A 26363-nucleotide genomic window follows, 5' to 3' on the forward strand; every position below is an offset into this window, starting at 1 on the left:
ATCAACGGCAATCTCAGTTCATTTGAGAAGACCGTTGATTTTGATTTTTATTTGCTGTTATTTTTTATGACTTCTTGCACTTTTTGAGTAGCATTTTTAATGGCAGTATCCGCATCTGCTTCACCGAGTAAAAACTTTTCAACTTCTTTATTATAAACTTTGTCTATTTCGTCATGATAAGATACTGGAATAATGAATTTTTGCGGAATGCTGTTTTTCATTACGTATAGTAAAGATTCTTTGTCAACCTTATCAGGAGTTTTAGATGAAGCAATTAGGTTATCGAGTGCTTTAGATACATCTGCATTTTTCCATGACGGGATATATTTCCCTTGTAGCTGAATTCCTTCCGTTGTGTACCAACGAATGAATTGGTAAGCCTCTTCCTTATGCTTCGACTTTGCGTACATAGCCATAAGATCTCCACCTAAAGTAGTTGTGATAGGGTCGTTCTTACTCGCTCTTGGATAAGGTGCGAAAACTGTCTTAAAGTTAGTTGGGACTTTATCCGTACCCCCTGCTTCAGGAATCATGAAATCCCCAGTAATAATCATACTCGCTTTCTCACTAAAATATTGAGGTCTATAGCTTAGTTTTTGACTGATGGTTTCCGAGTACGGCGTTGCCGATTTGTCTATAACCTCCGCTTGTTTGCGGATATCGAGCGAACGCTTTATTAGCGGGGTGTTTATATTAAGCGTCTTTCCATCGGCCTTATAAAGGAAGTAATTGTCCATCTGATTGAACTGAGCCAGTTGATAAAATAGAGGGAACGTATGGAAGTAGGTTCCATACCTCTTATTTGCTCCTTCACCTTTTGTTAGCTTTTTCGAATAGTCGAGGAACTCATCCCAGGTCCAATCTTTGGGAATCGGCAGACCTGCTTCATCCAAATGATTTTTGTTTAACATGACAAAGAAGGTAGCTTTCTTTGCGGGAAGTGCATAGACCTTATCTCCTATGGTAGGATCAATGAAATATTCATCCTGTACCTTATATCCGTCTTTTGCAATGTAATCGTTGAGAGGTTCGAGCATATTTATGGCAGCACGCTGCGCGTATTGTTGTGGGAGAGAGAACATCATCACATCGATTTGATCACCGGATGCGGCGGCAAGATCAAGTTTTTTCAAATACTCTATAGAATTGTTGTCCCCGGCAGTTACCGCTTCAATCTTAATGTTTGGATATTTTTTCTCGAACTCCTTGTAGACGTTTTTCCAATTGTCTTGATCCTCGTTATACCAAAAGTGAAATTTCAGTGTTACTTGTTCGGCTTTTTTGTCGGTAACCTCCGAATTTTTAGCATTAGGACTACCCGTGCACCCACTAAGCAATCCTGCGATGATTGAAATAGCAGTCAGACTTCGAACTGTTTTATTGAGCATCGTTAATCCCCTTTTCTCCTTAATAGCACCACTTATAATCTCATGTTATGAAAGCTGGTTCATGTGGCTATTTATGAATCATACGTCAAACTTCTTTCATAAACATTCAACAATTTTTGCAAATAACAAAAAAATTTTTCCGCAACATTTACCTAGTGTGTCTGGGACAAGTATCCTTATACAAGAAAAAATCAACGGCCAGCTCAGTTCGACTGAGAAGACCGTTGATTTTTTTATTTGTTGTTATTTTTAATGACTTCTTGCACCTTTTGAGACGCATTTTTAATTGCGGTATCCGTATCTACCTCGCCAAGCAGAAATCTTTCCACTTCTTTAACATAAGCTTTGTCAACTTCATCGCTATAAGGCGCCGGGATGCGGAATTTTTGTGGAATGCTGTTTTTCATCACGTACAACAAAGATTCCTTATCGACCTTATCCGGTGTTTTGGAAGCTGCTATCAGGTTATCGATTGTTTTGCTAACATCTGCTTTTTTCCAAGATGAGATATACTTCCCTTGCAATTGGATTCCTTCTGTCGTGTACCAACGGACGAATTGGTAAGCTTCCTCCTTGTGTTTCGACTTTGCGTAGACAGCCATGAGATCTGAGCCTGAGGTTGTTGTGATCGGGTCGCTTTTGTTCACTTTTGGCAAAGGTGCGAAAACAGTCTTGAAGTTAGCGGGCACTTTATCAGTTCCGCCAGCTTCTGGAATCATATAGTCTCCTGTTATAATCATACTTGCTTTTTCATTGAAATACTGAGGCCTATAATTCAGCTTTTGGCTGATTACTTCTGCATATGGTGTTGTGGATTTGTCCACCACTTCCGCTTGCTTGCGGATATCAAGCCATTTTTTATTTAACGGGGTATCTACATTCAAAGTCTTACCATCCGCCTTATACAGGAGGTAATCGTCCATCTGAGTCAGCTGAGCAAATTGATAGAATAGAGGGAATGTATGGAAGTAGTTTCCATACCGCTTATTCGTTCCCTCACCTTTGGTCAGCTTTTTCGAATAGTCGAGGAATTCATCCCAGGTCCAATCCTTGGGAACCGGTAAGCCTGCTTCATCCAAATGATTTTTATTCATCATGACAAAGAAAGAAACTTTTTTGGCTGGAAGCGCATAAGTTTTGTCACCAATGGATGGGTCAAAATAATAGTCGTCCTGAACCTTATAGCCATCTTTTGCTATGTAAGTGTTAAGAGGCTCCAGCATATTGATAGCCGCTCGCTGCGAGTAATATTGAGGAGCCGAGAACATCATCACATCAATTTGATCGCCGGATGCGGCGGCAAGATCAAGTTTTTTCAAATACTCGATTGAATTGTTGTCTCCAGCGGTTACTGATTCAATCTTGATGTTTGGATACTTTTTCTCAAACTCCTTATAGACGGTTTTCCAATTGTCCTGGTCTTCATTATACCAAAAGTGGAATCTCAGTGTTACCTGCTCGGCTTTCTTGTCGGCAGCCCCCGGAGTATTGGTTCCAGTAGCAGTAGTACCAGTACTGGTAGCGCAACCGGCCAACAATCCCGCGATGATTGAGATAGCTGCTAGACTACGAATTGTTTTATTGAACATCGAATCAATCCCCTTTTCATCTTTAATTCCACTATACATTGCATTTTCGATTTAAATGTAAGCGGATACAGATGAATTATAGTACAGATCAATTCCATTAACATGCAACAATTTTTGCGCATTTTGAATTATTTTTTCTGCAAGTCAAATTTTTTTCATTTTAGAAAAAATCCTTCGATGTATTCAATTATGAACTTCTATATATTTAAAAATGAGATTCACCTCGCCAGCAAGGGAAGGAGCAACAGTTATGAACAGCCTGACAAAACAAAAATTAAGTCTTAGAGAAAAATTGGGGTACGGAGCTGGGGACCTTGGGAATGGATTGATGTTCGATTTGGGACAAATCTATCTCTTGAAATTTTATACAGATGTTTTAGGGATTTCTGCCTATACGGCGGGGCTCGTTTTTCTGATATCCAAAATCTTTGACGCATTTGCTGATTCAGCAGTGGGCTCTTTTGTAGATTCAAGGAAGTACAATTCAAAAAACGGTAAATTTAGACCTTTCATTTTATTTGGTTCTATTCCCCTTGCTGCAATGACAGTAGTGACTTTCATTGCTCCCGATTTCTCTTATTCTTCAAAAGTGGTCTATGCTTTCGCTACATATATGCTGTTCGGACTTGCATACTCTGTAGTCAATATTCCATACGGTTCACTGTCCTCTGTGATGACGAACGATCCCGTCGAACGTACAAAGCTTGCCGCTTTCCGAGGATTAGGATTCCAAATCGCTCTCTTTATAACCGGAATTGCGGTTATACCTATGATTACCAAGTTTCAAGATCCAAAAGTAGGATATCCTGTAGCAATGGCCGTTATGGCAATAGTAGGTATTATTGCGCATTATTTATGTTATCGAAATGTAAAAGAAAATTTTGGGTCTAGCGGAGTCCACAAATCGAAGAAAGTTCCGTTAATTGAAATTTATAAATCGATCATAACTAACCGTCCGATGGTTGTCATCTGTCTTATGTCTATTTTTATTATTTCTGCAACCTATATCAAACAGGCGGTTCAAATCTACTATGCGCAGTACAATCTAAATAACATTCATCTGATTGGCATCTTCTCATCATTGGGAATGGGAGTCACTTTACTTGCAATATTCCTTACACCAGTGATTACCAAAAGGATCGGAAAGAAGAACACATTCCTTATTGGCCTAAGCATTTGTATCATTGCTGAACTGGTTAACTTTGGTCTACCTACTCAAACCTCCACATTCTTAATATTTTATAGTATCTCTTTTTTTGGTTTGGCCATCCCGAATACTCTACTGTGGGCTCATATTGCCGATATCATTGAGTACAACGAATGGAAAACCGGAAAGCGTACGGAGGGTATTATTTATTCTTCCTATAGCTTTTTCAGAAAACTTGCTCAAGCGTTAGCTGGCTTTTTACCTGGCGTTGTTCTTGGTGTAATCGGTTATGTACCTAATACAGTTCAATCCGCAAAAACATTAGAAGGTTTAAAATGGTTATATTTCTTGCTTCCTGCAGCGTCTTTTCTTGTTGCAGCTATCATATTTGCTTTCTTCTATAATCTTACGGATGTTAAACATAAGCAAATTTTAGATGAATTAGCAGTGAGCAAGGATTCAAAATAAAAAATTGAAGGAGCGATTACGAATGCTATATCCACAAAATAATACGAAAAGAGAACTAGTCGAATTAAATGGTATTTGGAATTTTAAACTAGAGGATCAACATGGAGTCCCATTTGACCCAACAAAAAGTAAGCTTCAAGATACGATCCCGATGCCTGTTCCCGCAAGCTACAATGAACTCACAGAGGATTTAAAAGTTAAAGAACATGTAGGTAACGTATGGTATGAACGAGAGTTTTACGTGCCTGAATCTTGGAGCGGTAAAAGAATCGTACTTCGTTTTGATAGTGTAACGCATTACGGAAAAGTATGGGTCAACGGACAAGAAGTCATGGAGCATTCAGGAGGCTATACGCCTTTTGAAGAAAATATTGCTCCGTATGTTCGGTTTGATTGTAAAAACAGAGTTACTGTTATGGTTAATAACGTATTAGACTTAACTACAATTCCTATTGGAGAATTGGAAATCAGAAAAAATAGTGCAGGCGAAGAAATCAAAAAACAAAATTACTTCCATGATTTCTTTAATTACAGCGGTATTCACAGACCTGTAAAGCTATACACGACATCCGAACAATATGTCAAAGATATTACGATTCAAACTGACTTAGCAGATCTTACGGGTATTGTTAAATACGAGGTACAAGTCGAAGGAACTTCCAAGGTACAAATTAGTATTCTAAATGAAGATGAGATCATTGTCGGTGAAGCATCAAGAATTAACGGCGTCATTCAGGTAAATAATCCAGTGTTATGGGAACCAGGGGCTGCATATCTGTATACGCTTCGGGTACAAGTACTTAGCCCAGATGGTCAAATAGTGGACACCTATGATGAAACCTTCGGGATTCGTACGGTAAAAGTAGAAGGCACTCAATTCCTGATTAATGGAAAACCATTTTATTTTAAAGGTTTTGGGAAACATGAAGATACTGACATTCATGGCAAAGGATTAAATGACGCTATAAATGTAAAAGATTTCAGTTTGATGAAATGGATTGGAGCGAACTCGTTCCGGACGTCTCACTATCCGTATTCCGAAGAAATCATGCGAATGGCCGACCGCGAAGGCATTGTGGTAGTAGATGAAGTTGCTGCTGTAGGATTGCATTTGACACTAGGCGGCTTCATGTCATCACAGAAAAGGAATACTTGGGATACCGTCCAATCGCAAGAAAGCCATAGAGAAGCGATCAAAGAATTGATTCGACGCGATAAAAATCACCCAAGCGTAGTGATGTGGGTTGTTGCCAACGAACCTGCAGGCGAAGAAGAAGGCGCTTATGAATATTTTAAACCGTTGGTAGAACTTACTAGGGAACTTGACCCTACTCGTCCGCTTACTATAGTCAGTTTCCTGGCAGCAACTCCAAAGGCTTGTAAGATTCATAGCTTAAGCGACGTGATTTGTCTCAATCGTTACTACGGTTGGTATGTAAATAGCGGCGATTTAGAAACAGCCGGAATGGAACTAAAAAAAGAATTGCTTGAATGGCGGGAAACAGCTGAAAAACCAGTATTCCTAACAGAGTTTGGCGCAGACACGATGCAAGGACTTACCTCATCTGTACCGACCATGTGGACTGAAGAATTCCAATGTGAATTCTTGAAGACATATCACCAAGTGTTCGACGAGCTTGATTTTGTAATCGGGGAGCATGTCTGGAACTTTGCCGATTTCGCAACCAAACAAGGCATAATGAGAGTTGAAGGCAATAAGAAAGGTGTATTCACCAGAGATCGAAAACCAAAGAAAGCAGCTTATTTACTGCGTGAAAGATATCAGAATATCAAGAATTACAATTATAAAAAATAAATAAATTCAAACAAGGATACGATTAGAAAAGGACAGTCCGAATATCATTCGACTGTCCTTTCAATGATTGAACTGATCCGTATATTACTTATATAAATTTGTGAAAATGTTATACATCAAAACAGCTGCTTGGGCCCTATTCGTAGTATCTTTAGGATGAATAGCATTATCATAACCATGAACAAGCCCCATCTCGATTAGTGCAGCCACGCTATGAACCGCGTAATCCGATACATTTGTATAATCACTAAATTGTTTTAGTTGTTCTTCTTTCGGATTGGTAGTCATTTGTTTCGCCACTCTTAGCGTACGCTCTGCCAACACAATCATGTCTTCTCTTGTGATTGGTTCGCTAGGTTTAAATAAATTATCGCCTACTCCTACCGTAATGCCAATTCCTCTTGCGATTCTCAAAGCTTGGTCGTAGTAATCGCCTTCACGTACATCTGCAAATTTGTCTCCCATTCCTCTACTGCTATCTAGCTCTAAAGTGCGTACTAACAAGACTAAAAAGTCCGCGCGTGTGACCGGCTTACCAGGGTCAAATGATTTGTCCGAGATTCCGCTGATAATTCCCTTAGAAGCAAGTACTTCAATCTGGTTTTTTGCCCAATCCAAGGAAGTAATATCATCAAACGTCTTTTGAACAAATGCTGTTGTATATTTACTAAAGTGTGTTGTCGTAAATACAACTGTACCCGTTTTCAAATCATATCTGCCATTTGGTACTGGGATCGTTTGTCCATCGTCGGACAAAAACCATACAACGATATGCTCAAGGTGCTGCTTTTCATCATCATTCGGCGAATAGGGCATGCGTACTGTCACCGGAGCACTCGGATTGTTCCAGGCTATAATCTTGTCGCCAGCTTGCACGCTTATATCAATGGCGGGCCGCTCGCCAATTCGATTCTTCACATTATTATCCAGCTTGCTGACATCAGCTTTCCCGATTTTCAGCGAGACATTGTCGCCAGATAGTTCATCTGCATGAAACATATTATTTCGGATGTATACCGTAGCAAGAGGCGATACAACTTGTATTTGAACCGAGTACACGCTATTTGAGAGCAACTTCGATGGAACTTGCAGTTTATAGGCTTCCGCACCCGGTACTTCCTTCATTTCAATTTTGATATTCTTGATTCCATTTTCATTTGCTGCTACCTGTTGAATTGCCTTTTCCCAATTGGCTTCACTTAAGGCAAAGGTTGCCGTTTTCGTTGCCACGTCCATTTTTGCATCCCCGGTTTGTAAGTGAATGGTTCCCTCGCTAGCTTGGCCATTTTGCGTGATATCGCCAATACCAACCGAATTTCCACCCGAACCTCCGCTCATGGCTCCTGTTGATGGCGTTGAATTACCGTTATTACCGTTACTACTCGAGCCGATCGACGCGGTCACCATCGCATCAACATTGTTCGTATTATAATTCAATTTACTATCGACATGCTTCACGCTTTTCAGCTGAAGCCCAGCGCTCCCTTGACGGATCGTTTTAAATGTTGCGGTGGCAAGATTTACAGTTCCATTCTCACCCGGTACTTTGCTAACCTTAGTAAACGCAAATTGCAGATGATTGCCATTCACCTGAGGATCGACTGAAAACCCTCCGGAAACACCGCTTCTAATTCCTGTAAACTCAAGCATCGTATTATCGAAATCGAGATTCAGTTCATAAGCATATAGATCAGTGACATTGTTTCCCGTGACGGTAACCTGAATCTCATTCCCTAGCGTCACCTGAGAGTTATTCAGCCCCAAGGAAAATGATTGAGTAGTCTCAGCAAAAGCGACCTGCGGCAGCAAAAACACGATACTAAGCAATACCATTAAGCCGAATGACTGTAAGTTTCGTCTCACTTTGAAGACCATCCTTTCGATAAAAGCAGGGAAAAGTCTCTAAACTTTCCCCCTGCCTTTACATTTGTATGATTAAATTAGTCGTGCTACCGTGGCTAGATCGATAATATCGATAATGCCATCATTATTCAGATCCATTAACTGATAATTAGTCCAATTCACATCACTTAATTTCTTACCGTATGCAGCGGCAATGATACCCAAGTCACCGATGTCCATCACGCCGTTACCGTTAAAATCAGATTTATAGTAGGTTTGAGAAACATCGCCCAGTTGAGTCGTTACCCCATTCGCATTAGATACAACGATGCGTATTAAGGAAATGGGGTTCGCCGACTGTATGTTTGTTTTTGCTTTCATTTGGATACTTAGCAAATCACCCTCCGCTTTGACCGCATTGTCTGCCCCTAAGCTTGCGAGCAGAATTCGTATTAAGCCGGGCTCGATTTGATCTTGTTTTACAACAGATAAGCCTGTTTTCAAGGACTGTGCACCAACAAATTCGTATTGAGTCGGATCAAAATTAAGTGTCAGATCCTGCGCGTAAACTGCCTGATAAACACTACTTGTTACATTTTTCAAGCCGTAGTTCAAGCTAAATGTTTCTCCGGCTGTTGCGGAAATTTTCCCGGTCAGTGTAGCCATTTTCCCAACCGTGAAGGAGTCGGTCAACGTGATGTTGTTCGAGGAGTTGCCGACGTACACCTTGTAATTACCATCGAGGGTCTTCCACGCGTCAGCGTCAGCGTCCCAGATGGAAAGCGGGTGGTTCGAAGCGGCCGGGTCGATGGTGATGGTAACCTTCTTCTCCTCACCGGGAGCGAGCCAGATCTTATCGAATCCAACTAGGCGCTTTGGCGGCTGGTTCGCGTTCTCAGGCAGACCCAGGTAGACCTGAGGCACTTCAGCACCTGCGACGGATCCAGTGTTTTTCACGAAGACTGACACCTGAATCGGTTTAGTCCCATCGTTTGTTTTCTGTGTGACTTCAAGCTTAGAAATCTTGAAATTGGTGTAAGAAAGGCCGTAACCAAAGGCAAACTGTGGGGTGATACCTTGGGCATCATACCAACGGTAACCCATCTTCTGATCCTCAGAGTAGTATACCTGGGGAATCACGCCAGTACCGCTACCGACACCGGGGTAGCGCTCGACGGTACTCGTGGGCGTGTCAGCCTTGGAGACCGGGTAGGTCACCGGGAGCTTACCGGATGGGTTGGATAGCCCGAAAAGCAGGTTGGCAACAGCGTTGCCGTCCTCCTGGCCCGGGTTCCAGGCTTCGAGAATCGCTGGGACTTCGTTGATCCATGGCATGAGGACAGGGTCGCCGTCCTTGAGCACGAGCGCGGTGTTCTTGTTCGCAGCTGCGACAGCTGAGATCATCACGTCCTGGTTGTTCGGCAAGGAAAGGCTGGGACGATCCCTGCCCTCGCTGGTCACGACGCCGGCCATAAGGATCACGACATCGGCATTCTTCGCTGCATCAACTGCCGATTCGAGGTTGCTGTTGTCATTGGCCACGATCACCTTCGTGATCGTCGCGTTCGAACCCAGCTTCGCAAGAGTATTTTGCAGGCCCGCAAGCGGGGCAACCGTGTATAACGGTGAGACTCGCGAGCTGCCGCCGCCACCGGCTACTGCGGCGTCGGCGAAGGTTGCCTGGCCGATCAGAGCGATTGACTTCACGGAGGATTTGAGCGGCAACAGGTTACCATTGTTCTTCAGCAGGACGGCAGTTTGCTCGGCTATCTCACGGGATTTAGCCCCGTTGACCTGAGCGTCGATGGTGCCCTGCACGGCCGGCCGGTCAAAGACGCCGAACTTGAACATCTGCACGTATCGGTGGTCAAGAGCCTGGTTGATCGTGTTGATCGTTAGGCTTCCGTCGGCGAGTGCCGCTTTAATTCTCGCGTTCGAGAACCACGTGCCGGACTGCATCTCAAAATCCAAACCGGCATTAAGCGCATTGGCTGTCGAGTGCGTTGCGCCGAAGTCGGACTGGACGTAACCCTTGAAACCCCACTGGTCACGAAGGACGGTCTTCAGTAAGTACTCGTTCTCACAAGCGTATATGTTGCCTACTCGGTTGTATGAGCACATCATCGAGGCGACTTTGCCATCTTTGACTGACATCTCGAACGGCAGCAGATAGAGCTCGTGAAGCACGTTCTCCGCGATGTTTACGCTAACCGTGCCACGGTTCTGCTCCTGATCGTTGAGCACGTAGTGCTTCGCCATCGCGATGACGTTGTTGTCTTGAATTCCGTGAATTTCGCTCGAAGATAGGAGGCCAGCGAGGTAAGGGTCCTCACCCATGTACTCGAAGTTGCGGCCGCCTTCCCCTACGCGTGCAAGATTCATGCCGGGCCCTTCGAGCTCGTGAAGGCCGAGCGTCCGAGCCTCGCCACCCATCAAGTTTCCAAAGGAGTACGCGAGGTCAGTATCGAAACTGGCCGCGAGCCCGAGCGCGACGGGCAGAGCGGTGGCCTTGTCCTGCGGGTTGCAGTCACCGCCACCAAGACCAACGGGACCATTGGTGATCCGGAAATTCGGGATCCCGAGCTCGGGGATGCCGTTAACGTGCCGAAAAGTATTTCCACATTGGGGAAGCTGCGGGTTAATTCCGGGACTCCCGGCGAGCTGCTGGATCTTCTGGTCCAATGTCATCGCGTCAATGAGAAGTCCGGAACGTACCTCGGGAGTGAGCGATGCATTCAGCCAAGGCGTTGAAGTATTCGTTGTCTCAGCGGCAACGGCGCTGCTTGCGATGTTGCCACTGGCGATGGTGAAAATCAACGTAAAAATAAGTGAAGTCAATGTAAGTTTTTTTGAAAGAAAATTTGAAGCCAAACCGAATCCCTCCTAATGGTATGATAGATCAAAAGAAAAAAGAGATTAATGTATTCGTAAATCCCCTTTTAACCGCATGGTCAACACTCCTAAAGTGCTTTTCCACCCTTTCATTACAGACAAGTCAACGACCAATTCATGGATTCGAGAAGCTTTTTTGTAAATAATAACAATTATTTTCTGATATTAGCGTAAATGTTAGACATCAAAGCGACTACTTGTGCCCAGTTAGTAGATTCTTTAGGATGGATCGCATTATTATAACCGGAAACAAGCTTCAGCTCGATGAGTACTGCCATGCTAGGTACCGCATAATCCGATACCTCGAGATAATCGTTAAATTGTTTTAGCTTTTCGGCCTTCGGGCTGACCGATAACGGTTTGACTGCTTGGAGCGCACGCTCAGTCAATACGATCATGTCTTCTCTTGAGATCGGTTTTTGAGGATCAAATACATTGTTGCCCGTGCCATCAATAATGTTTAAACCTTTGGCAATTCTCAAAGAATTATTATAATAGTCACTTTCGTTTACATCGGCAAATCGTTCGCCCAATCTCTTGCTACTGTCCAGACCTAATGCATGCAGCAATGTGACTACAAAGTCACCACGCGTAACGAATTGGCCAAGATTTACACTTTTATCCAAAATTTCTTTGGAAGCCAGCTCTTCAAGCTGTTTTTTCGCCCAATCGTAAGAATCAAGATTTTCTTTCTTATAACTTAAACCAAAACCAAACCCGTATGCGTTGTTATTTTTGTCACGATAGACGTAGTCAGGACCTTCATCGTAGCCAGGGACGTCGCTCTTGTTGTTGTTAACCGCTACTTGGTTAGCTGGCAACGTGAAAGGAAGCTTAGCGGTAGGAGCATAACGGCCACGAAGCACATCAACCAATGCTTCGGCTTTCACTCCGAACACACTCACGACAGCAGCAGCCTTTTCTTCTATTTCCCCGATCAGCCAAGGACTGCTCATATTGATAGTCAAGATGGTGGGAACCTTGTCTTCAATCGCTTTGATCTTCGCTACATCGACTCCAGTATCAGCGTTAAGCACTACGGATAACGGCACGTCCGGTTTATCCGATATACCGCTAGGAATTACGTAGACTAAGGCACGTGTTGCTTCTTCAAGACTATCCGTTAGAATGATTGCAGGATCATATTGCTTGATTGCAGCTTTCAGATTAGCGGTTTGCGTCGCAGCATTCGATTTGGCCACGACCTCAACATACAGCTTCTGATTTGCGAGTTTCGCGTCCGTCAGAGGCAAAATATTATTATCGTTACGCAGGAGCACGACCGACTTACGATGCGCTTCATCCGCTAATTGCTGCGAAGTTGGGTCATCGGCAATAGCTTGGGAAGCTTCCGGATTCCTGTAAGGGTTCTCGAATAATCCCAACTCGAACGATTCTGTCAGCAGCCGTGTTACCGATTGATTAATTCTCTCTTCGGTAATCAAGCCGTCCTTGACTGCTTGGGCAAGGTCTGCAGGATTGTGATCTCCAGCAATGAGATCAACACCGGCATTCACTGCCTTGGCATACCGCTCTACCCTAGTCAGATTTTCGACGCCCCAAGGCATGGCAGTAATAATTCCGGTGTCGCTGTTCACATACCCCTTGAATCCAAGTTGACCTCTCAATACGTCCGTTATGATGTATTTGTTGTAAGAGAAGCCTACTTCTTCAAACGTCTGTCCGTTTGGAAGCTGAGGCGCGTTCAACGAATTATCGAATTTAGCGTAATAAGGCATGATAGAAGAGGTACCCGCAGCGATAGCTGCTTGGAAAGAAGGAACATGATACTTGAATAAGCTGCCCTCAGTCGGATAAGGATTCGGTTTCCCCCATGAATAATGGGGATCATGGCCGTCCAGACGCGTACCGCCGCCAGGGAAATGCTTGGTGGTCAGGGCAACGCTATGTGGACCGAGTTGTTCGCCTTGGAAGCCCTCAATAAGAGCAGTAATCATTTTCCCCGATAATTCAGGCGATTCGCCAAGTGTACCGTTGTATCGCATCCAAAGAGGGTCTGTAGCGATATCCGCCATATACTGGTAGCCCTTGCGAATGCCGGATGCGTCCCATTCTCGTCTGGCAATTTGACCGAATTTCTTCACCAGGTCCGGGTCATTCGTTGCTGCAAGTCCCAGTTCGCCCGGCCAGGTAGAAAATTGCCCTGAAGCCTCGCTAAATCCGAAACCCAGACTTGACGTATGGTTTCTCGGGTTCGAGATCATGATGGCTGGAATGCCTAACCTTGTGCTCTCCGCTACTTCCTGCATCTTATTGGTCCAGATCGTTAGATCTTTTGCATTTGGATTGTCACGAATGATAAAGTAGCGCAAGTTACGCTCTGTAATGCCTTTGGTAGCAGCAGATGCACCAAGCACCGGCGGATCCAGCACATACATTTCGCTTCCCGGAACAGCAAAGTTGTTAATGGTTTGCCACAGGTCATTCTCACACAGTATGCCATTGGGTGTTCCGCCTGCATCCGGCGCCGGGCAGGATTTGCTATTTCCCATATAATGCGACATGGAAAGCATCATTCCGGTCTTTTCCGCGATCGTCATCTTGGATACGAGATCGTCTACCCGCTGGTCAACGGGACGTCTCCAGTCTTCATAAGGGTCCAATTTGCTGTTCCCGTTTAAATCTTTGAATTGCTTGCCATCGACTGCAAGAACGTTCTTTACATGATTGGAGATTTCAGGCTGATCTTTGCCGTCGGCAGCGCTTACATTAGATATAGCAAACGAAGATAGCATCGTTAAAGATAGCGCAAGTTTTTTAAATTGATTCGAATTCAACGTCATATTTTTTATCCTCCTACATACCTCGTTTTTTAAAAGCGCTTTCAAATACAATTAAATACCCTAATCCGGAATCAAGGGGATTAACAAGACAATGTAGCATTTTAATTGCACATAGTCTTGTTGTTTTTCCTTTTTCTTATTTTCTTGCTTTATCAATACCATCCAGCACATCTTTGTAGTCGTTGCGGTATTTGTCAATTACTGGTTTCACTTTATCCTGCCAAGGCTTCAGATCCGTTACTTCAGTAACTGTTGCACCGGCGGCTTTCACTTTCGCTTCGGAGTTTTTCTCGAATTTGGCCCATTCTTCACGTTGAGTCTTCACGGATTCAGTTGCCGCTTCTTGAATAATCTTTTTATCTTCGTCGCCCAATTTATCCCAAGTTGCTTTACTGATCATCACGACTTCAGGAACACGTTGGTGGCCATCCAAAACTAAATTTTTCGCAACTTGATAATGGTTGGAGGAATCATAGCTCGGATAGTTGTTCTCGGCACCGTCGATAACACCAGTCTGCAGGGAGCTAAAAACTTCGCCGTACGCCATCGGGCTTGCGTTGGCGCCAAGAGCTTCGATCAGATCAATATTGATTTTGTTCTGTTGAACGCGGAGTTTCATGCCTTTCAGATCATCGACGCTCTTCACCGGTTTTTTCGAATAGAAGTTCCGCGCGCCGGAATCATAATAGGCTAAGCCCTTCAATTTCGAGGATTCCAGACTGCTTAATAATTCTTTACCTTTGTCGCTTTCGAGAAACTTCCATTCATGCTCTGCGTTGTCAAAGATGTACGGAAGACTGAATACGCCTAATGCTTTATTGAACTCGGCGAGAGGGCCTGAGCTTACACGGGTAAACTCAATGGCGCCGAGCTGTACCTGTTCGATGACCGCTTTTTCTTCTCCAAGCTGGGAGTTCGGAAACACATCGATTTTAATTCGTCCATTGGATTTTTGATTAACGAGCTCGGCGAATTTCTTGTCACCAAGGACAGTCGGATAATTATCCGGATGCGTATCAGCCAGACGGAAGGTATACTTTTTGCCTTCGGCTTTGGGCGTAGCTGAAGAGTTAGCAGAGTTAGCAGGTTTGGTGGTGTCGGCACCGCCTCCGCAGCCAGCCAGCAGCAAGCTGATGGAAAGCGTCGAACCTAAGATCACCGTTGTTTGTTTCGTGAAAAGTTTCATTTTTCTTCCCCCTAAATGTTTTCATTATAATTGCATTGGTTAATGCTTCATTAAATTAGGCAACCACATGGTTAGCGACGGTACATAAGTTAATACCATTAATACGGCGACAAGCACGAGAGCGAACGGCGCCATAGCTCTTGTTCCACGCCCGATCGAAATCTTGCCGATGGCGCAGCCAATGAATAATACGGTTCCGACAGGCGGAGTAAGCAGCCCGATTCCCAAATTTAACATCATGATAATGCCGAAATGAACCGGATCCATCCCTAGTGCCGTAACAACAGGAAGCAGGATCGGCGTCATGATCAAAATCAGGGGTGCCATATCCATTGGTGCTCCCAAAACTAGCAGCAAAACGTTAATGATTAGCAAAATAATAATTGGATTGTGAGAAATCTGCAATAAAGCATCCGTAACGAGCGCAGGTATTTTCAGGTACGCGAGCACCCAACTGAAGGCATCCGAAGCGGCAATCAGGAACAATACCATGGAGACGGTACGAAGTGATCTTTTTAAGATAATCCACATCCGGCTGAGCGGAATTTCACGATATACGAAAAAGGTGACAATGAATGCGTATAAGCAGGCGATTGCGCCGGATTCTGATGCGGTAAACCAACCTGAAAAAATTCCGCCAAGAATAATGATGGCTGGCATGATCGAAATGATGCCGTCAAACAAAATTTTAGGTATATCTTTGCGTTCGGTCACATGTTTTTGTGTAAACCCTTTTTTGATAGCCATAAAATAACTTGCAACCATCAAGCAAACGCAAAGGATAATGCCGGGAACAACACCGGCTAGAAACAAAGCGGCAATGGATGTCCCCCCTGCTGCCAGGGAATATAGAATCAGGTTGTGGCTTGGCGGTACGACAACGCCTTGAATGGCAGCCGTAGTCGTCAATCCTACCGCGAAATCTTCGCTGTACCCTTTTTTCTTCATCATCGGAATCATGATAGAACCGATGGAGGATACGTCGGCTGCTGCGGATCCAGAAATATTACCAAAAAATAGACAGGCAACACAGTTAACCATAGCCAATCCGCCCCGGATACGTCCGACAATGAGAAGTGCAAAATTGACTAACCGCAGGGCAAGTCCGCCTTCACCCATGATCTGTCCAGCTAAAATAAAAAATGGGATCGTCAGCAAAGCATACGAGTTAACCCCTTGAATCATCCTTTGGCCGACAACTTCCAGAGGTACCTGAATATAAATAAGCGTTAATATGGTTGAACCTGCGAGGCAAATCGCAACAGGAAAGCGTAAAACAAGCATAACTGTAAAACTGATGGCCAAAATTAATATGGCGATTGTAGTCGTATCCATGTTAGTGTCCTCCTTCCTCCATTCCTTCATGACGTCTCGTGTTGACTCCCAGGAGCTCTAGCATGGCATACAAGCTAATCATGATTCCAGCCAGCGGCATTACAGCGTAAAATGCGCTGTTCGGCAGTTTCGTTGCTGGCAGTGTTGAGCTGTTCATCAGAACGGTAAAGTCCCAGCCGTATTTGATCATAAAAATCCCGAAAGCAAGGCTTCCAAAACTTACAAGTTTATCGATACCGAGATTAACCTTCCGTGGTAATTTGGCAGTAAACGAATCGATGGCCAAATGCAGCTTTTCCCGAAACCCGATGGCGATCCCCATAAAGGTGAACCAGATCAGCAGCACCATTGTAATTTCTTCAGACCAGAAAAAAACATAATTGAACAGCTTGCGGGTTATGACTTGCATTGTAACGATGAGAATCATCGCTAATAAAGAAACTTGGGCGAAGTTTTCAAAAAAACTATCAATAATTAAAGCGACTTTTTTGATCGTTCTCATAGCCCTCTCTCTCACCTCCTTTTCATGGAAAAATGCCCTGTATTTTTTGTAAGCACTTTCATATTCTTGTACAATATCTATTGTAATGAATTGGTACGTTGCTGATAACTGCCCGGTTTTTAGGTTTTATGGTAACTTTTTTAGATATCACAAATAATTTAATACCATGGAGCAGTTACGCCCGCTCGCTAATATAAAAAAGGGACAAGGCCTTATGTTGCGCCTTGACCCTTTCCTATATTGATTAAACCGATTTGCGAAATTCTATTGGCGTTTTTCCTTTTATTCTCTTAAATGTATTTCCAAAATAAGACAAATCCGTGTATCCGAGTCGCTGGGCAATTTCCCACACTCTAAGCGAAGTGTGAACGAGCAGCCGTTCCGCTTCGTCCATTCGCAATCGCAGCGTATAATCCAAAAATGTTTGATTCATTCGCTGCTTGAAGAGCTGGCTTAAATAGCTGGGATTCAATTGTACTGCAGCCGCAGCCTCCGTTAAGCTAATATTTTTTGGAAGGTTAACCTTGATGAGTTCGATTACCTTTTCGATTGGGGACATGCCAATCCTGTCTTCGAGGTTAGGACGGGCGATAGCTTCCAATGATCTGGTCTGTTCCTTCATCCATTTATTCAGGCAGCTTCTCATTTCTTCGACTTCCACGGGTTTTAACAAATAATCAAAAACGCCTGCTCGCAAACACCGCTGGACATAAGAAAAATCGTCATGGCCGCTGACTATGATAACGGATTGTCTGTGGCTACCTTCGTGAAACTGGTCAACGAACGTTAATCCGTCCATAACAGGCATCCTTATATCTGCCATAATCAGGTCGACCTGGTTATTCTTCAGCCAATCAAGCGCTTCCAAACCATTACTGCTTTCATGGGTTACCGCAAAAGGCAGGCCCGTCAGTTCCACAGTCCGTTTAAAGGCAGTACGGACCCATCTCTCATCTTCTATCAGCAAAATTGTATACATTCACCATTACCTCCATCCTACATCTTTGCCGGGGCAGATAGCGGTAATTTAATGTCAATTACGACCCCATGTTCAACCTCGCTTTCTACCGAAATGCCGTAGCACTCTCCGAATAGCAAGCGAACTCTCTGATGTACATTGATAATCCCGATGTTAGTTCCGTCCGCTATGACATCTTTTTGCTCAAGGTTGCGGCGTATATTCTGAAGCGTTTGTTCGGAAATGCCCATCCCGGTATCCTGAATTCGGATTATGAATGAGTTGTCTTCTGAATTCAGGATGGCAGAAATGGTGATTCTAATTGTGCCTAGGGCTGGTTCGATACCATGAATAATACTATTTTCCACGACGGGCTGAATGGAGAATTTGGGCATAGATTGCTGTTGGGCCCAATCCGGTATATTCATTTCGTACACCAATCTATGTTCAAACCGATACTTTTGGATGCGTAAATAAATTTCGGCGGAGTGCAGTTCCTCTTCCAATGTAACTGTTTGCCCTTTATTTTTTAAATTGTACCTCAAAAGACGGGCCATTGAAGACGCGATGGATGAAATATCATACTGTGAATGTTCGAGCGCCATTCCTCGAATCGTCTCAAGCGTATTGTACAGAAAATGGGGATTGATTTGGGATTGCAGCACTTTCAATTCGATTTCTCTTTGCCGCAAAGCGAGCTCAGTTTCTCTAAGCTTGGAGAAATAGATTTCATCCATCAAGCCTTGCAGCCGTGTTACCATTGTGTTAAATCCATGAACAAGCATACCAATTTCGTCCTTGGATTCAACTAGAATATGACCGGAGAAGTCGCCTGATTCAACCCTTCTCATATACTGATATAGCCGTCGAACCGGCCTTGTGATACTATCCACAAAGACGAAAGCTAATAAGTAAGCGATAGCTAGTGTAATAATGCCGATATACAGAATGGTACGTCGAATGTATTCCGTGCCTTGAATCAGTTCGTTGTAAGGAATCGAGGTAACTAGCGTCCAGTCGAGAAAAGATGAATGGCTGTATGTTACCAGTCCCTTGGGGACTCCGGAAGTGACAAATGAACCGCTCTCACCATTCAAAATATCGTTTAACTTTTCAAAATTCGCTGAACTGCCCAATTCCAACAAGTTGGGGTGATATACAAAATGACCTTCCGAATCAATAATGTACAGGTAACCGGTATGGCCGATAATGACTTTTTCTGCAATTTCCTGAAATCTTTTGAAGTTAACATCCATCACAATCATCCCAATCGGCTCTAGTGTCATCGGGCTCACCAGACGTCTTGCTATACTGATGACTTGTTCTTTATGATCGCCCCATAGCAACGTCCTGGTGAATATCTTCGGTTCACTCGTATAAGGGATGGTCGAATACCAGTATTCGTTGACTATTGTGTTTTCGGGGTGTTTAAAATTGTTATCAATGATATCGATCGTTTCAATCCCGTCCAGGACGACGGTGATGTTTGAAATATCCGACCTAGAATAGACCGCATTGCGCAGCTCCTGCTTTACGATATCGCGAATGCGGCTTTGATCAATTTCTTCCCGCGATTTCATTTTTATATAGTTGTTCATGTTTGTACTGTTTAATATTTTTAAAATGCTAATTTCAAAGTCGTTTACATAATATTCGACATGAGTGGTCACCTGCTCGATAATCTGCCAGCTAGACTGGCGGGATTCGCGCTCCAGGACATTGGCGGCACGTTGATAGGATATGATGCCGATAAAGCACATTGGAACAACCACAAGAAGGGCGGAGTACGCAAGAAGTTTTGTAGCCAAACTTTGGTCCCGCAAAAAAATGATTCGGATGAATGCTTTTATGCCTTGTTTTAAGCAGATTTTCAAGTTTCACCTTCTCGATAGGATAAAACGTTTGTACACATTTAAGATGAAATGTAGGTTACATCGAATCAATTTTAATCTCGCAATTTAATCTCTGATAAAATAAATGTAAGCAATTACAAATGAATTATAATTCAATCCTATTCCAAATACATGCAACAAATTTTACGCATTTGGAATTATTTTTTCTGTAATGGATAAATACTTGTCCCTTTTTTTGCCATAAAAAAATCCCCTCCAGTTTAGCAGCTTCAAGTCCTTTGTACCCATGGACTTTTCTTCACTGTCAACCATAAGGGGATAATATCAGTAGGAAGGTTTTTTCATTTTCAATGCTAGCCTTTACTTCTTCTACCGTATACAAAATATAAGGTAAGGGCAGACATAATCATCAAAATCACAGAATAGACAAGAGTCAGCGCTTTTGTATCAGCCACCGCATCTGCGTCTGTACTATTTTTGATAACGATGCCTAACGGCTGGTACAGAGGGTGATACAGAAATACCGTCAGGTCATAATCCGCCAATATCCCGTTGAAATTCAAAGCAAGGACAGCCAGCGTAGAGGGAAGAATGATGGGCAGAAGTACCCTTCTGAAGGTATAAAAGGATTTGGCGCCCAAATTTTTGGCTGCATCCTCAAGATTGCTGTCAAGACTGAAGAAGGATGCCTTCACCATACGAAGAGTAAATGGAATGTGGACGATCACATAGGCAATGAACAGCAACCATACGGATCCGACCAACACGTTATTGCCAATAATAAGCCGAGGTGTGCCAAAGGTGACAATCAGGCCGATTGCAATTAAGGTTGAAGGCAGCATCCACGGGATCAGCAGGGAATACTCCAACATATTCGTCCAGGAGTTTTTATATTTATGCAATATCCGGGAAGCCATTAAAGCCAAAGCCACGACGGTAATTGACGCTGCCGCTGCATAGCAGACACTTACCAGATAAGGTTTAAAAGCGGAAAGACTTGAAAACACATGGATGTAATTGTTCAATGTCAAATTGCTAAAGGAAATCGATGCTTTTGCAATGCTTTGGGCATCTGTAAAGGAAAAAGCAATAATGAGAATGACCGGAATGACATAGATCAGAAACAGAAGATAGGCTGCGGCATGGGTAAGCACATTCGCAAGCGGATTAATGATTTTTTGCTTAACCATTTCGGATTTAACTTTGGATACCGACATGAAATTTCCTTTTCTTTCAAACCGGATCATGATGGACAGCAAAACCATGGTTGCCAATCCGAGAACGAGCGCGAGCAACGCGGCTAAATCTTTGGAATAAGTACTGTTGGCGAAGGCAAGAATCATAGGCGTAATCGTTTGAAATTCCGTCCCTCCCAGAATCAGAGGCGCCGAAGTTGCAGCTAATCCTGTAAGAAAGAGGAGAATCGTCAACGCATAAATAGTCGGCTTCAAAACGGGAAGTACGACGCGTCTCAGAATATAAAAGGGCGATGCCCCCATGTTTTTCGCTGCTTCGATTGTTTGAAAATCCACTTTACGCATAGCATTGCTTAGAAAAAGGACATGGTTGGATGTACAGGCGAACGTCATGACAAATAGCACTGCCCAATAGCCGTGAAACCACGTCGTATCAAAGGAAGGAAATACAAAGGCCAAGACTTTCGTCATAAGTCCCGTTTCACCGTAAATCAATTTGTAACCGGATACCAACACAACGCCGCTGTAGATGAGAGTTGTAAAATAGCCAAGCCTTAATATTTTTGCGCCTTTGATATCAAAGTACTCGACAACCAGAACCAAAAAGATCCCGACAAGGTTTACCGTAAAAATAAGCGAAATCGCTAAAATAAAGCTGTTGTACAAGCTTTTCATGGCACGAGCGGAGGATAATAGCTTTTGAACGGGTTCAAATGAAAAATTTCCTTTACCGAAAAAGATTTCATAATAAACATTAAGATTCGGATAAATCAGAAAGGCGATGACAAACCATGCTATCAAAGCATAGAATATCAATGTGGACAAAGGGACGGACGACCGCGCTTTTTTAGTAATCTGTACGTTCAACAATGTTACCCCCTAGTACTGCAAAATATCGCCAGCGTGCATATAAATGTCAATCTCATCTCCCGTTTGGTATTGGTCATGTCCTTTTTCTGTTTCAACGGTCTTCAATATCCCGCCGTCTGTAATCTCCACCGAATACTTTGTGTAAATGCCATAAAACTCCTGATCCACAATTTTCCCTTTTAGTTGTACGGCATTTTTACCCTGAGCTATTGGTGTGAGGCTTATTTTTTCGTTTCGAATATACGATTTTTTGGCAGGATCAATGAAATCCTTTAAGGGAGAGTTCTGAATAATCGCCGGTTGAATCAGATTAATATCGCCTATAAAGTTACAAACAAATTCCGTCTTAGATTCATTGTAAATTTCCCGCGGCGTACCGACTTGTTCAACAATCCCCTTGTTAAATACAGCGATTCGATCCGATAAAGTCAAAGCTTCTTCCTGGTCATGCGTTACATATACCGTAGTGATCCCAAACTTCTTCTGAAGATCCTTTAATTCATTACGCAATTGCACTCTCAGCTTGGCGTCCAAATTGGACAAAGGCTCATCCAATGCAAGTATGCTTGGCTTGAGCACAAGAGCCCTCGCGATAGCCACACGCTGCTGCTGACCGCCCGATAACTCGGACACTTTTTTGACAAGCTGTTCCTCGCTTAAATCTACTTTTCGGGCAATCTCTTTAACCTGCGCATCTACTTCGGCTTTAGAGAACTTTTTCACCCGCATGCCAAAAGCAATGTTTTCGTATACATTTAATGTGGGAAACAGAGCATAGCTTTGAAAGACCATGCTGATTTCACGCTTTTCAATAGGTACTGGGGTGATATCCCGGTCATTCAACAGAATCTGTCCGCTCGTAGGTTTAATAAAACCGACCAAGCTCCGAAGAATAGTCGTTTTCCCGCATCCCGAAGGCCCGAGAAACGTAAAAAATTCTCCTTCTCTGATGTTAAGATTGAGGTTCTTGATAGCATGGAAATCGCCGAAATGAATTTGAACATCTTTAAATGTAATCATTTTTAACCTCTGTAAAAAGTATTTTTTAAATATAACAGGCTGCATGCATGGAATATTCCAACATGCAGCCCTGAATCATCAAACCTTATTTCATAATTTCCAATTGAATTTTTTCTACCCATTTCCCAAGATTTCCAGCAACAAATACCCAGTCAAAAGCTATTGGCTTGATTGAAGCATAAAGAGCTTGTACATCTTTGTTTGCTTTTGCAACAGCTTTCGTATTCGCAGGCATGGCATTGAATTGTGCGGCAAATTGTCCTTGCACGTCCGCCGAACCGATCCAGTCGATAAACCTTTTTGCCGTTTCCATTTTCTTAGTCCCATTCGCAATGGCCGCTTGTTCTACAATCATTGGTACTCCACTACTTGGACTTACAATTCCCGCTTTAACCCCATATTGTTTCTCTTTTGCCTGCAGAGTGCCCGAAACGACGGCTCCAATCGGGGATTTTCCGTTAACCATATTTTGGTAGAAATCTTCACCTTTAACAGCTGGGACACCGTTGTCATACAACTTCTTGATTTCATCCCAGCCTTGCTTTGAAATTCCATACTGGCCTTTGTCATCTTTGTATTTGGTCAATATGCTTGCCACTATTAGCTGAGGAGTAATTTGATCAAGCTGAGTTGGAGTCTCATATTTCCCTTTGAACTGAGAATTACTATACACATCGGACCAATCCTTCGGTGCTGTATCCGCCGTATAAGTCTTTGGATTATAGCCAATCAGAATGGCTTGCTTGACCAAACCGTGGTAATATCCTTCCGCGTCGTTCAAGCCCGCTTCAATTTCTCCCGCCCATGCTGGGGCATATTTGGCAAGAACTTTTTCTTTCTTTAAATTTTCATAAAGCATATTGTTTAATCCGTAAATGACGTCCGCAACCGGATTGTTTTTCTCGGCTATCAAGCGATTCGTTAAATTGGCTCCGCCTGCCCCGACAATTTCGATTTCAAACCCAGCGTCTTTCGCCTTCTGGACTAACCAATCGCCTCTGCCGTCTGAATTCGCGTTCGTATAAACAATCAACTTTTCATTCTTAACTGGTTCTTTCGATGCAGGTGCAGATGCGGCCGGTGTACTAGTCGGTGCGGTAGTCCCCGCAGTTTTACCGTTTGTATTGCCTCCACCGCAGGCAGTTACCGCTAAACACATGATTGATATCAAAGATACGCTTACCATTTTTCTCATCATTTTTTTTGACTCTCCTTTAGGTTATAGATTGATTTTTTATAAAAAGCGGGACTATTAGCATCTGGATTTCTAGATATTAAAAATCAATCCATCATAGGCCACCACAACCCCAGCGGGTTTGAAAATTTCGTCAAATTCATCGTGAAGCAGTTTGGAATTATGGCTAAAGTGCGTGACGATGATGTGCCCTTCCTCTTTCAATATGTTTTCTTTCCGAAATTCACGCTGAGCCTCCAGCACCGTCTCAATACACATATGATTGCGATCCCGTGAATTCCCCGTGTATCCGTGCGTGCAGTCGAGTATAGCACAATCCAGATTTTTCCCCTTTAACCATGCCCAAGTAGCTTCTGGAAACCAGCCCGAATCATGTCCATACAGCAGCTTTTTGCCATCCTTTTCGATCACATACAACAAGCATGTTTCCATACGGTCATGATCCGCCAGGAGCGGTGTAACAAGTGCATCACCTACCTCTATCGTCTCGAATGGGCGCAGCAGATGAAAAGCAAACCTTTCTCCTTCAAAGCGGCCGATGGCAACACGCGTATGGTACATCACGGCATCATTCCCATAGATATGCATCGGATGCTGAAGTTCGTGAGCAATTCCCGCTCTCCGGCATTCCAAATCATAAGCATTAAAATGATCGGAGTGCGTATGGGTGACAAGCAGGTGCTCGATAGCGCCCAAATCAATGTTGTCGCGAAGCGCCTGCATGTAAGAATCTGGCGAATAGTCGAACTTGATTACATCGTCAATGATGGCCGAGGTTCGTGTACGTATGTTTTTTCCTCCAAGCTTCCGAGCTTTGAGACAATGCTCACAGCGGCAAAATGCATTCGGAAAGCCCTCTGCAGCTGCGGTTCCAAGAAAATGAATTTTCATATTAACTCCTTCTGTCAATCCTAAAGAACGGATTTCCTCTCTACGATCTTCGTTTGAATTTTGATGGTAATCGTTTTCTCATGTGAATGATTTATGCGTTTCATAAGAAGATTAAATGCCGATTGGGCAAGCTGCCCGGTATCCTGTCTGACCGTTGTAAGAGGAATCGGCGTTAACGCTGATAAATGGATATCGGAGAACCCAACAATTGAAAGCTTATCTGGGACAGGGATCCCCATACTCAAGGCTGTATATAAGGTTGAAATGGCCACATGATCATCCCCGCACATGAGAGCTGTCATCTGCGGATTTTCCTGAATAAACCGTTCCTGTTCAGGGTCGCTCTCGTTAATACGACTTGGATTGCATTCCACGCTTTTAAAATGAATATATTGGTTTTTGACGGGAATCGCATGATCGAGCAGCGCCTGGATATAACCTAGATACCTCTCCTCCCTGCTAGTGATATTATCTATCGAGTTCGAGGTGTATCCGATTTCCCGGTGCCCCTTCTCGATCAAATACTGGGTCATCTGGTAAGAACCCTTATAATGATCGTGATACACGCAATCAATCTGAACCTCACGAAAAATTCGATCGATAATAACAATCGGAAACTGCTGTAATTTCAATCTTAGCACCTGGTCACTGCATGTCTTGCGCCCTTGGGGAAATAATACGATGCCGTCTATTCCCCCTTCAACAAGTCTCTGCAGGCAACGATCCTCATCATCTTTATCTTTGCTGATTTTCAGAATAAGATCGCAATCGTGTTTTCGCACTTCGATCTCTGCTGCTGCGATAATTTTTGATGTGTAATCAGATAGATGGGGCACTATGAGAGCTATCTGCTTACTCCGCTTCTCCTCAACTGGAAGCGCTTTACTTTCCGACGAAAGTACTCCGTTGTAAGGCTCTCCATCCCTTGGTCCGGAAAGGAAGGTCCCCCTTCTCGGCAAACGGTACACCAGACCCTGCTCGACCAACCGTTCCAGCGCCAGCTTACTCGTCATCCGGCTAACACCGAACAACTTCGCAAGCTCTCCTTCCGAAGGGACGGGATCATGCGGTTGAAGCCTGCGGCTCTGGATAATGCCTATGGCCTTATCAGCTATTTGCAGGTACAGTAGACTCGGTTTCTTTGACGCGTGTGCATTTTTCATTACTAGTTATCCCTCGTTTTAATCAAAATCATGAACTGCAGCATTGGCGGTTAGTTCATCATTCCTTTATATGATTAATGTTGCTTCACATACTGCTAAGAATCACACATAGATCAGTGATCTATAGTGAGCTTAATCCATGTCACTGACATATACAATGACATAGGTCGTTAAGTTTTTGTAAAATAAGCATTTCGCTTCAAAAATTCTAGATTCATCAACGATCTCTATATCAATTTATATCCATA

The 26363-nt window shown here is 43.4% G+C and carries 17 protein-coding genes; 2 read left to right on the plus strand and 15 right to left on the minus strand.

The window, feature by feature from the left end:
- Positions 1–47: 47 nt before the first annotated feature.
- Positions 48–1388, minus strand: a complete 1341-nt coding sequence (locus AC58UU_RS18100; RefSeq protein WP_497317940.1) for an ABC transporter substrate-binding protein — start codon at positions 1386–1388, stop codon at positions 48–50.
- A 233-nt stretch (positions 1389–1621) separates the two neighbouring features.
- Positions 1622–2977, minus strand: a complete 1356-nt coding sequence (locus tag AC58UU_RS18105) for an ABC transporter substrate-binding protein (RefSeq protein WP_497317942.1) — start codon at positions 2975–2977, stop codon at positions 1622–1624.
- 250 nt (positions 2978–3227) lie between these two features.
- Here AC58UU_RS18105 and AC58UU_RS18110 point away from each other — a divergent pair, with 250 nt between their 5' ends.
- Together AC58UU_RS18110 and uidA are read left to right on the plus strand one after the other, a co-directional pair.
- Positions 3228–4592 (plus strand): glycoside-pentoside-hexuronide (GPH):cation symporter, encoded by a 1365-nt coding sequence (locus tag AC58UU_RS18110; protein WP_497317943.1) that lies wholly within the window; start codon positions 3228–3230, stop codon positions 4590–4592.
- Positions 4593–4614: 22 nt separating this feature from the next.
- A complete protein-coding gene (gene uidA, locus AC58UU_RS18115; protein WP_497317945.1) occupies positions 4615–6408 on the plus strand; it encodes a beta-glucuronidase in 1794 nt (597 codons plus the stop codon).
- 84 nt (positions 6409–6492) lie between these two features.
- Here uidA and AC58UU_RS18120 read toward each other — a convergent pair whose 3' ends face one another.
- From AC58UU_RS18120 to AC58UU_RS18180, 13 genes are all read right to left on the minus strand, one after another.
- Complete coding sequence (locus tag AC58UU_RS18120) at positions 6493–8271, minus strand: S-layer homology domain-containing protein (RefSeq protein WP_497317947.1); 1779 nt, start codon at positions 8269–8271, stop codon at positions 6493–6495.
- A 72-nt stretch (positions 8272–8343) separates the two neighbouring features.
- Entirely contained in the window at positions 8344–11121 is a 2778-nt protein-coding gene (locus AC58UU_RS18125; RefSeq protein ID WP_497317949.1) for a glycoside hydrolase family 3 C-terminal domain-containing protein, read from the minus strand.
- 173 nt (positions 11122–11294) lie between these two features.
- Complete coding sequence (locus AC58UU_RS18130) at positions 11295–13946, minus strand: glycoside hydrolase family 3 N-terminal domain-containing protein (RefSeq protein ID WP_497317951.1); 2652 nt, start codon at positions 13944–13946, stop codon at positions 11295–11297.
- Positions 13947–14082: 136 nt separating this feature from the next.
- Positions 14083–15132 carry a TRAP transporter substrate-binding protein gene (locus AC58UU_RS18135; RefSeq protein WP_497317953.1) on the minus strand — a complete coding sequence of 350 codons (1050 nt, stop codon included), beginning with the start codon at positions 15130–15132 and terminating at the stop codon, positions 14083–14085.
- Between the two features lie 39 nt (positions 15133–15171).
- On the minus strand, positions 15172–16467 hold the full coding sequence (locus AC58UU_RS18140; RefSeq protein WP_497317955.1) for a TRAP transporter large permease: 1296 nt from the start codon (positions 16465–16467) through the stop codon (positions 15172–15174).
- 1 nt (position 16468) lies between these two features.
- The gene (locus tag AC58UU_RS18145; RefSeq protein ID WP_497317957.1) at positions 16469–16969 is read right to left on the minus strand and encodes a TRAP transporter small permease; all 501 of its coding nucleotides are present in this window, start codon (positions 16967–16969) and stop codon (positions 16469–16471) included.
- Between the two features lie 244 nt (positions 16970–17213).
- Positions 17214–17948, minus strand: coding sequence for a response regulator transcription factor (locus AC58UU_RS18150; RefSeq protein ID WP_497317959.1), 735 nt, complete (start codon positions 17946–17948; stop codon positions 17214–17216).
- 17 nt (positions 17949–17965) lie between these two features.
- Positions 17966–19735, minus strand: coding sequence for a sensor histidine kinase (locus AC58UU_RS18155; RefSeq protein WP_497317961.1), 1770 nt, complete (start codon positions 19733–19735; stop codon positions 17966–17968).
- Positions 19736–20133: 398 nt separating this feature from the next.
- Entirely contained in the window at positions 20134–21843 is a 1710-nt protein-coding gene (locus tag AC58UU_RS18160; protein WP_497317963.1) for an ABC transporter permease, read from the minus strand.
- Positions 21844–21855: 12 nt separating this feature from the next.
- Entirely contained in the window at positions 21856–22866 is a 1011-nt protein-coding gene (locus tag AC58UU_RS18165; protein WP_497317965.1) for an ABC transporter ATP-binding protein, read from the minus strand.
- Between the two features lie 85 nt (positions 22867–22951).
- A complete protein-coding gene (locus AC58UU_RS18170) occupies positions 22952–24064 on the minus strand; it encodes an extracellular solute-binding protein (RefSeq protein ID WP_497317967.1) in 1113 nt (370 codons plus the stop codon).
- Between the two features lie 69 nt (positions 24065–24133).
- Complete coding sequence (locus AC58UU_RS18175) at positions 24134–24952, minus strand: MBL fold metallo-hydrolase (RefSeq protein ID WP_497317969.1); 819 nt, start codon at positions 24950–24952, stop codon at positions 24134–24136.
- Positions 24953–24972: 20 nt separating this feature from the next.
- Positions 24973–26115, minus strand: coding sequence for a substrate-binding domain-containing protein (locus AC58UU_RS18180; RefSeq protein ID WP_497317971.1), 1143 nt, complete (start codon positions 26113–26115; stop codon positions 24973–24975).
- Between the last annotated feature and the right edge of the window lie 248 nt (positions 26116–26363).

The organism is Paenibacillus sp. JT22N1, assembly GCF_059692155.1.

What these genes read in the sequence shown, in the direction of transcription:
- AC58UU_RS18145 (WP_497317957.1), bottom strand. Translation starts at nt 16,969, where the DNA reads ATGAGAACGATCAAAAAAGTCGCTTTAATTATTGATAGTTTTTTTGAA.
- AC58UU_RS18165 (WP_497317965.1), bottom strand. Translation starts at nt 22,866, where the DNA reads ATGATTACATTTAAAGATGTTCAAATTCATTTCGGCGATTTCCATGCT.
- AC58UU_RS18150 (WP_497317959.1), bottom strand. Translation starts at nt 17,948, where the DNA reads ATGTATACAATTTTGCTGATAGAAGATGAGAGATGGGTCCGTACTGCC.
- AC58UU_RS18110 (WP_497317943.1), top strand. Translation starts at nt 3,228, where the DNA reads ATGAACAGCCTGACAAAACAAAAATTAAGTCTTAGAGAAAAATTGGGG.
- AC58UU_RS18100 (WP_497317940.1), bottom strand. Translation starts at nt 1,388, where the DNA reads ATGCTCAATAAAACAGTTCGAAGTCTGACTGCTATTTCAATCATCGCA.
- AC58UU_RS18180 (WP_497317971.1), bottom strand. Translation starts at nt 26,115, where the DNA reads ATGAAAAATGCACACGCGTCAAAGAAACCGAGTCTACTGTACCTGCAA.
- AC58UU_RS18105 (WP_497317942.1), bottom strand. Translation starts at nt 2,977, where the DNA reads ATGTTCAATAAAACAATTCGTAGTCTAGCAGCTATCTCAATCATCGCG.
- AC58UU_RS18170 (WP_497317967.1), bottom strand. Translation starts at nt 24,064, where the DNA reads ATGATGAGAAAAATGGTAAGCGTATCTTTGATATCAATCATGTGTTTA.
- uidA (WP_497317945.1), top strand. Translation starts at nt 4,615, where the DNA reads ATGCTATATCCACAAAATAATACGAAAAGAGAACTAGTCGAATTAAAT.
- AC58UU_RS18140 (WP_497317955.1), bottom strand. Translation starts at nt 16,467, where the DNA reads ATGGATACGACTACAATCGCCATATTAATTTTGGCCATCAGTTTTACA.
- AC58UU_RS18175 (WP_497317969.1), bottom strand. Translation starts at nt 24,952, where the DNA reads ATGAAAATTCATTTTCTTGGAACCGCAGCTGCAGAGGGCTTTCCGAAT.
- AC58UU_RS18135 (WP_497317953.1), bottom strand. Translation starts at nt 15,132, where the DNA reads ATGAAACTTTTCACGAAACAAACAACGGTGATCTTAGGTTCGACGCTT.
- AC58UU_RS18130 (WP_497317951.1), bottom strand. Translation starts at nt 13,946, where the DNA reads ATGACGTTGAATTCGAATCAATTTAAAAAACTTGCGCTATCTTTAACG.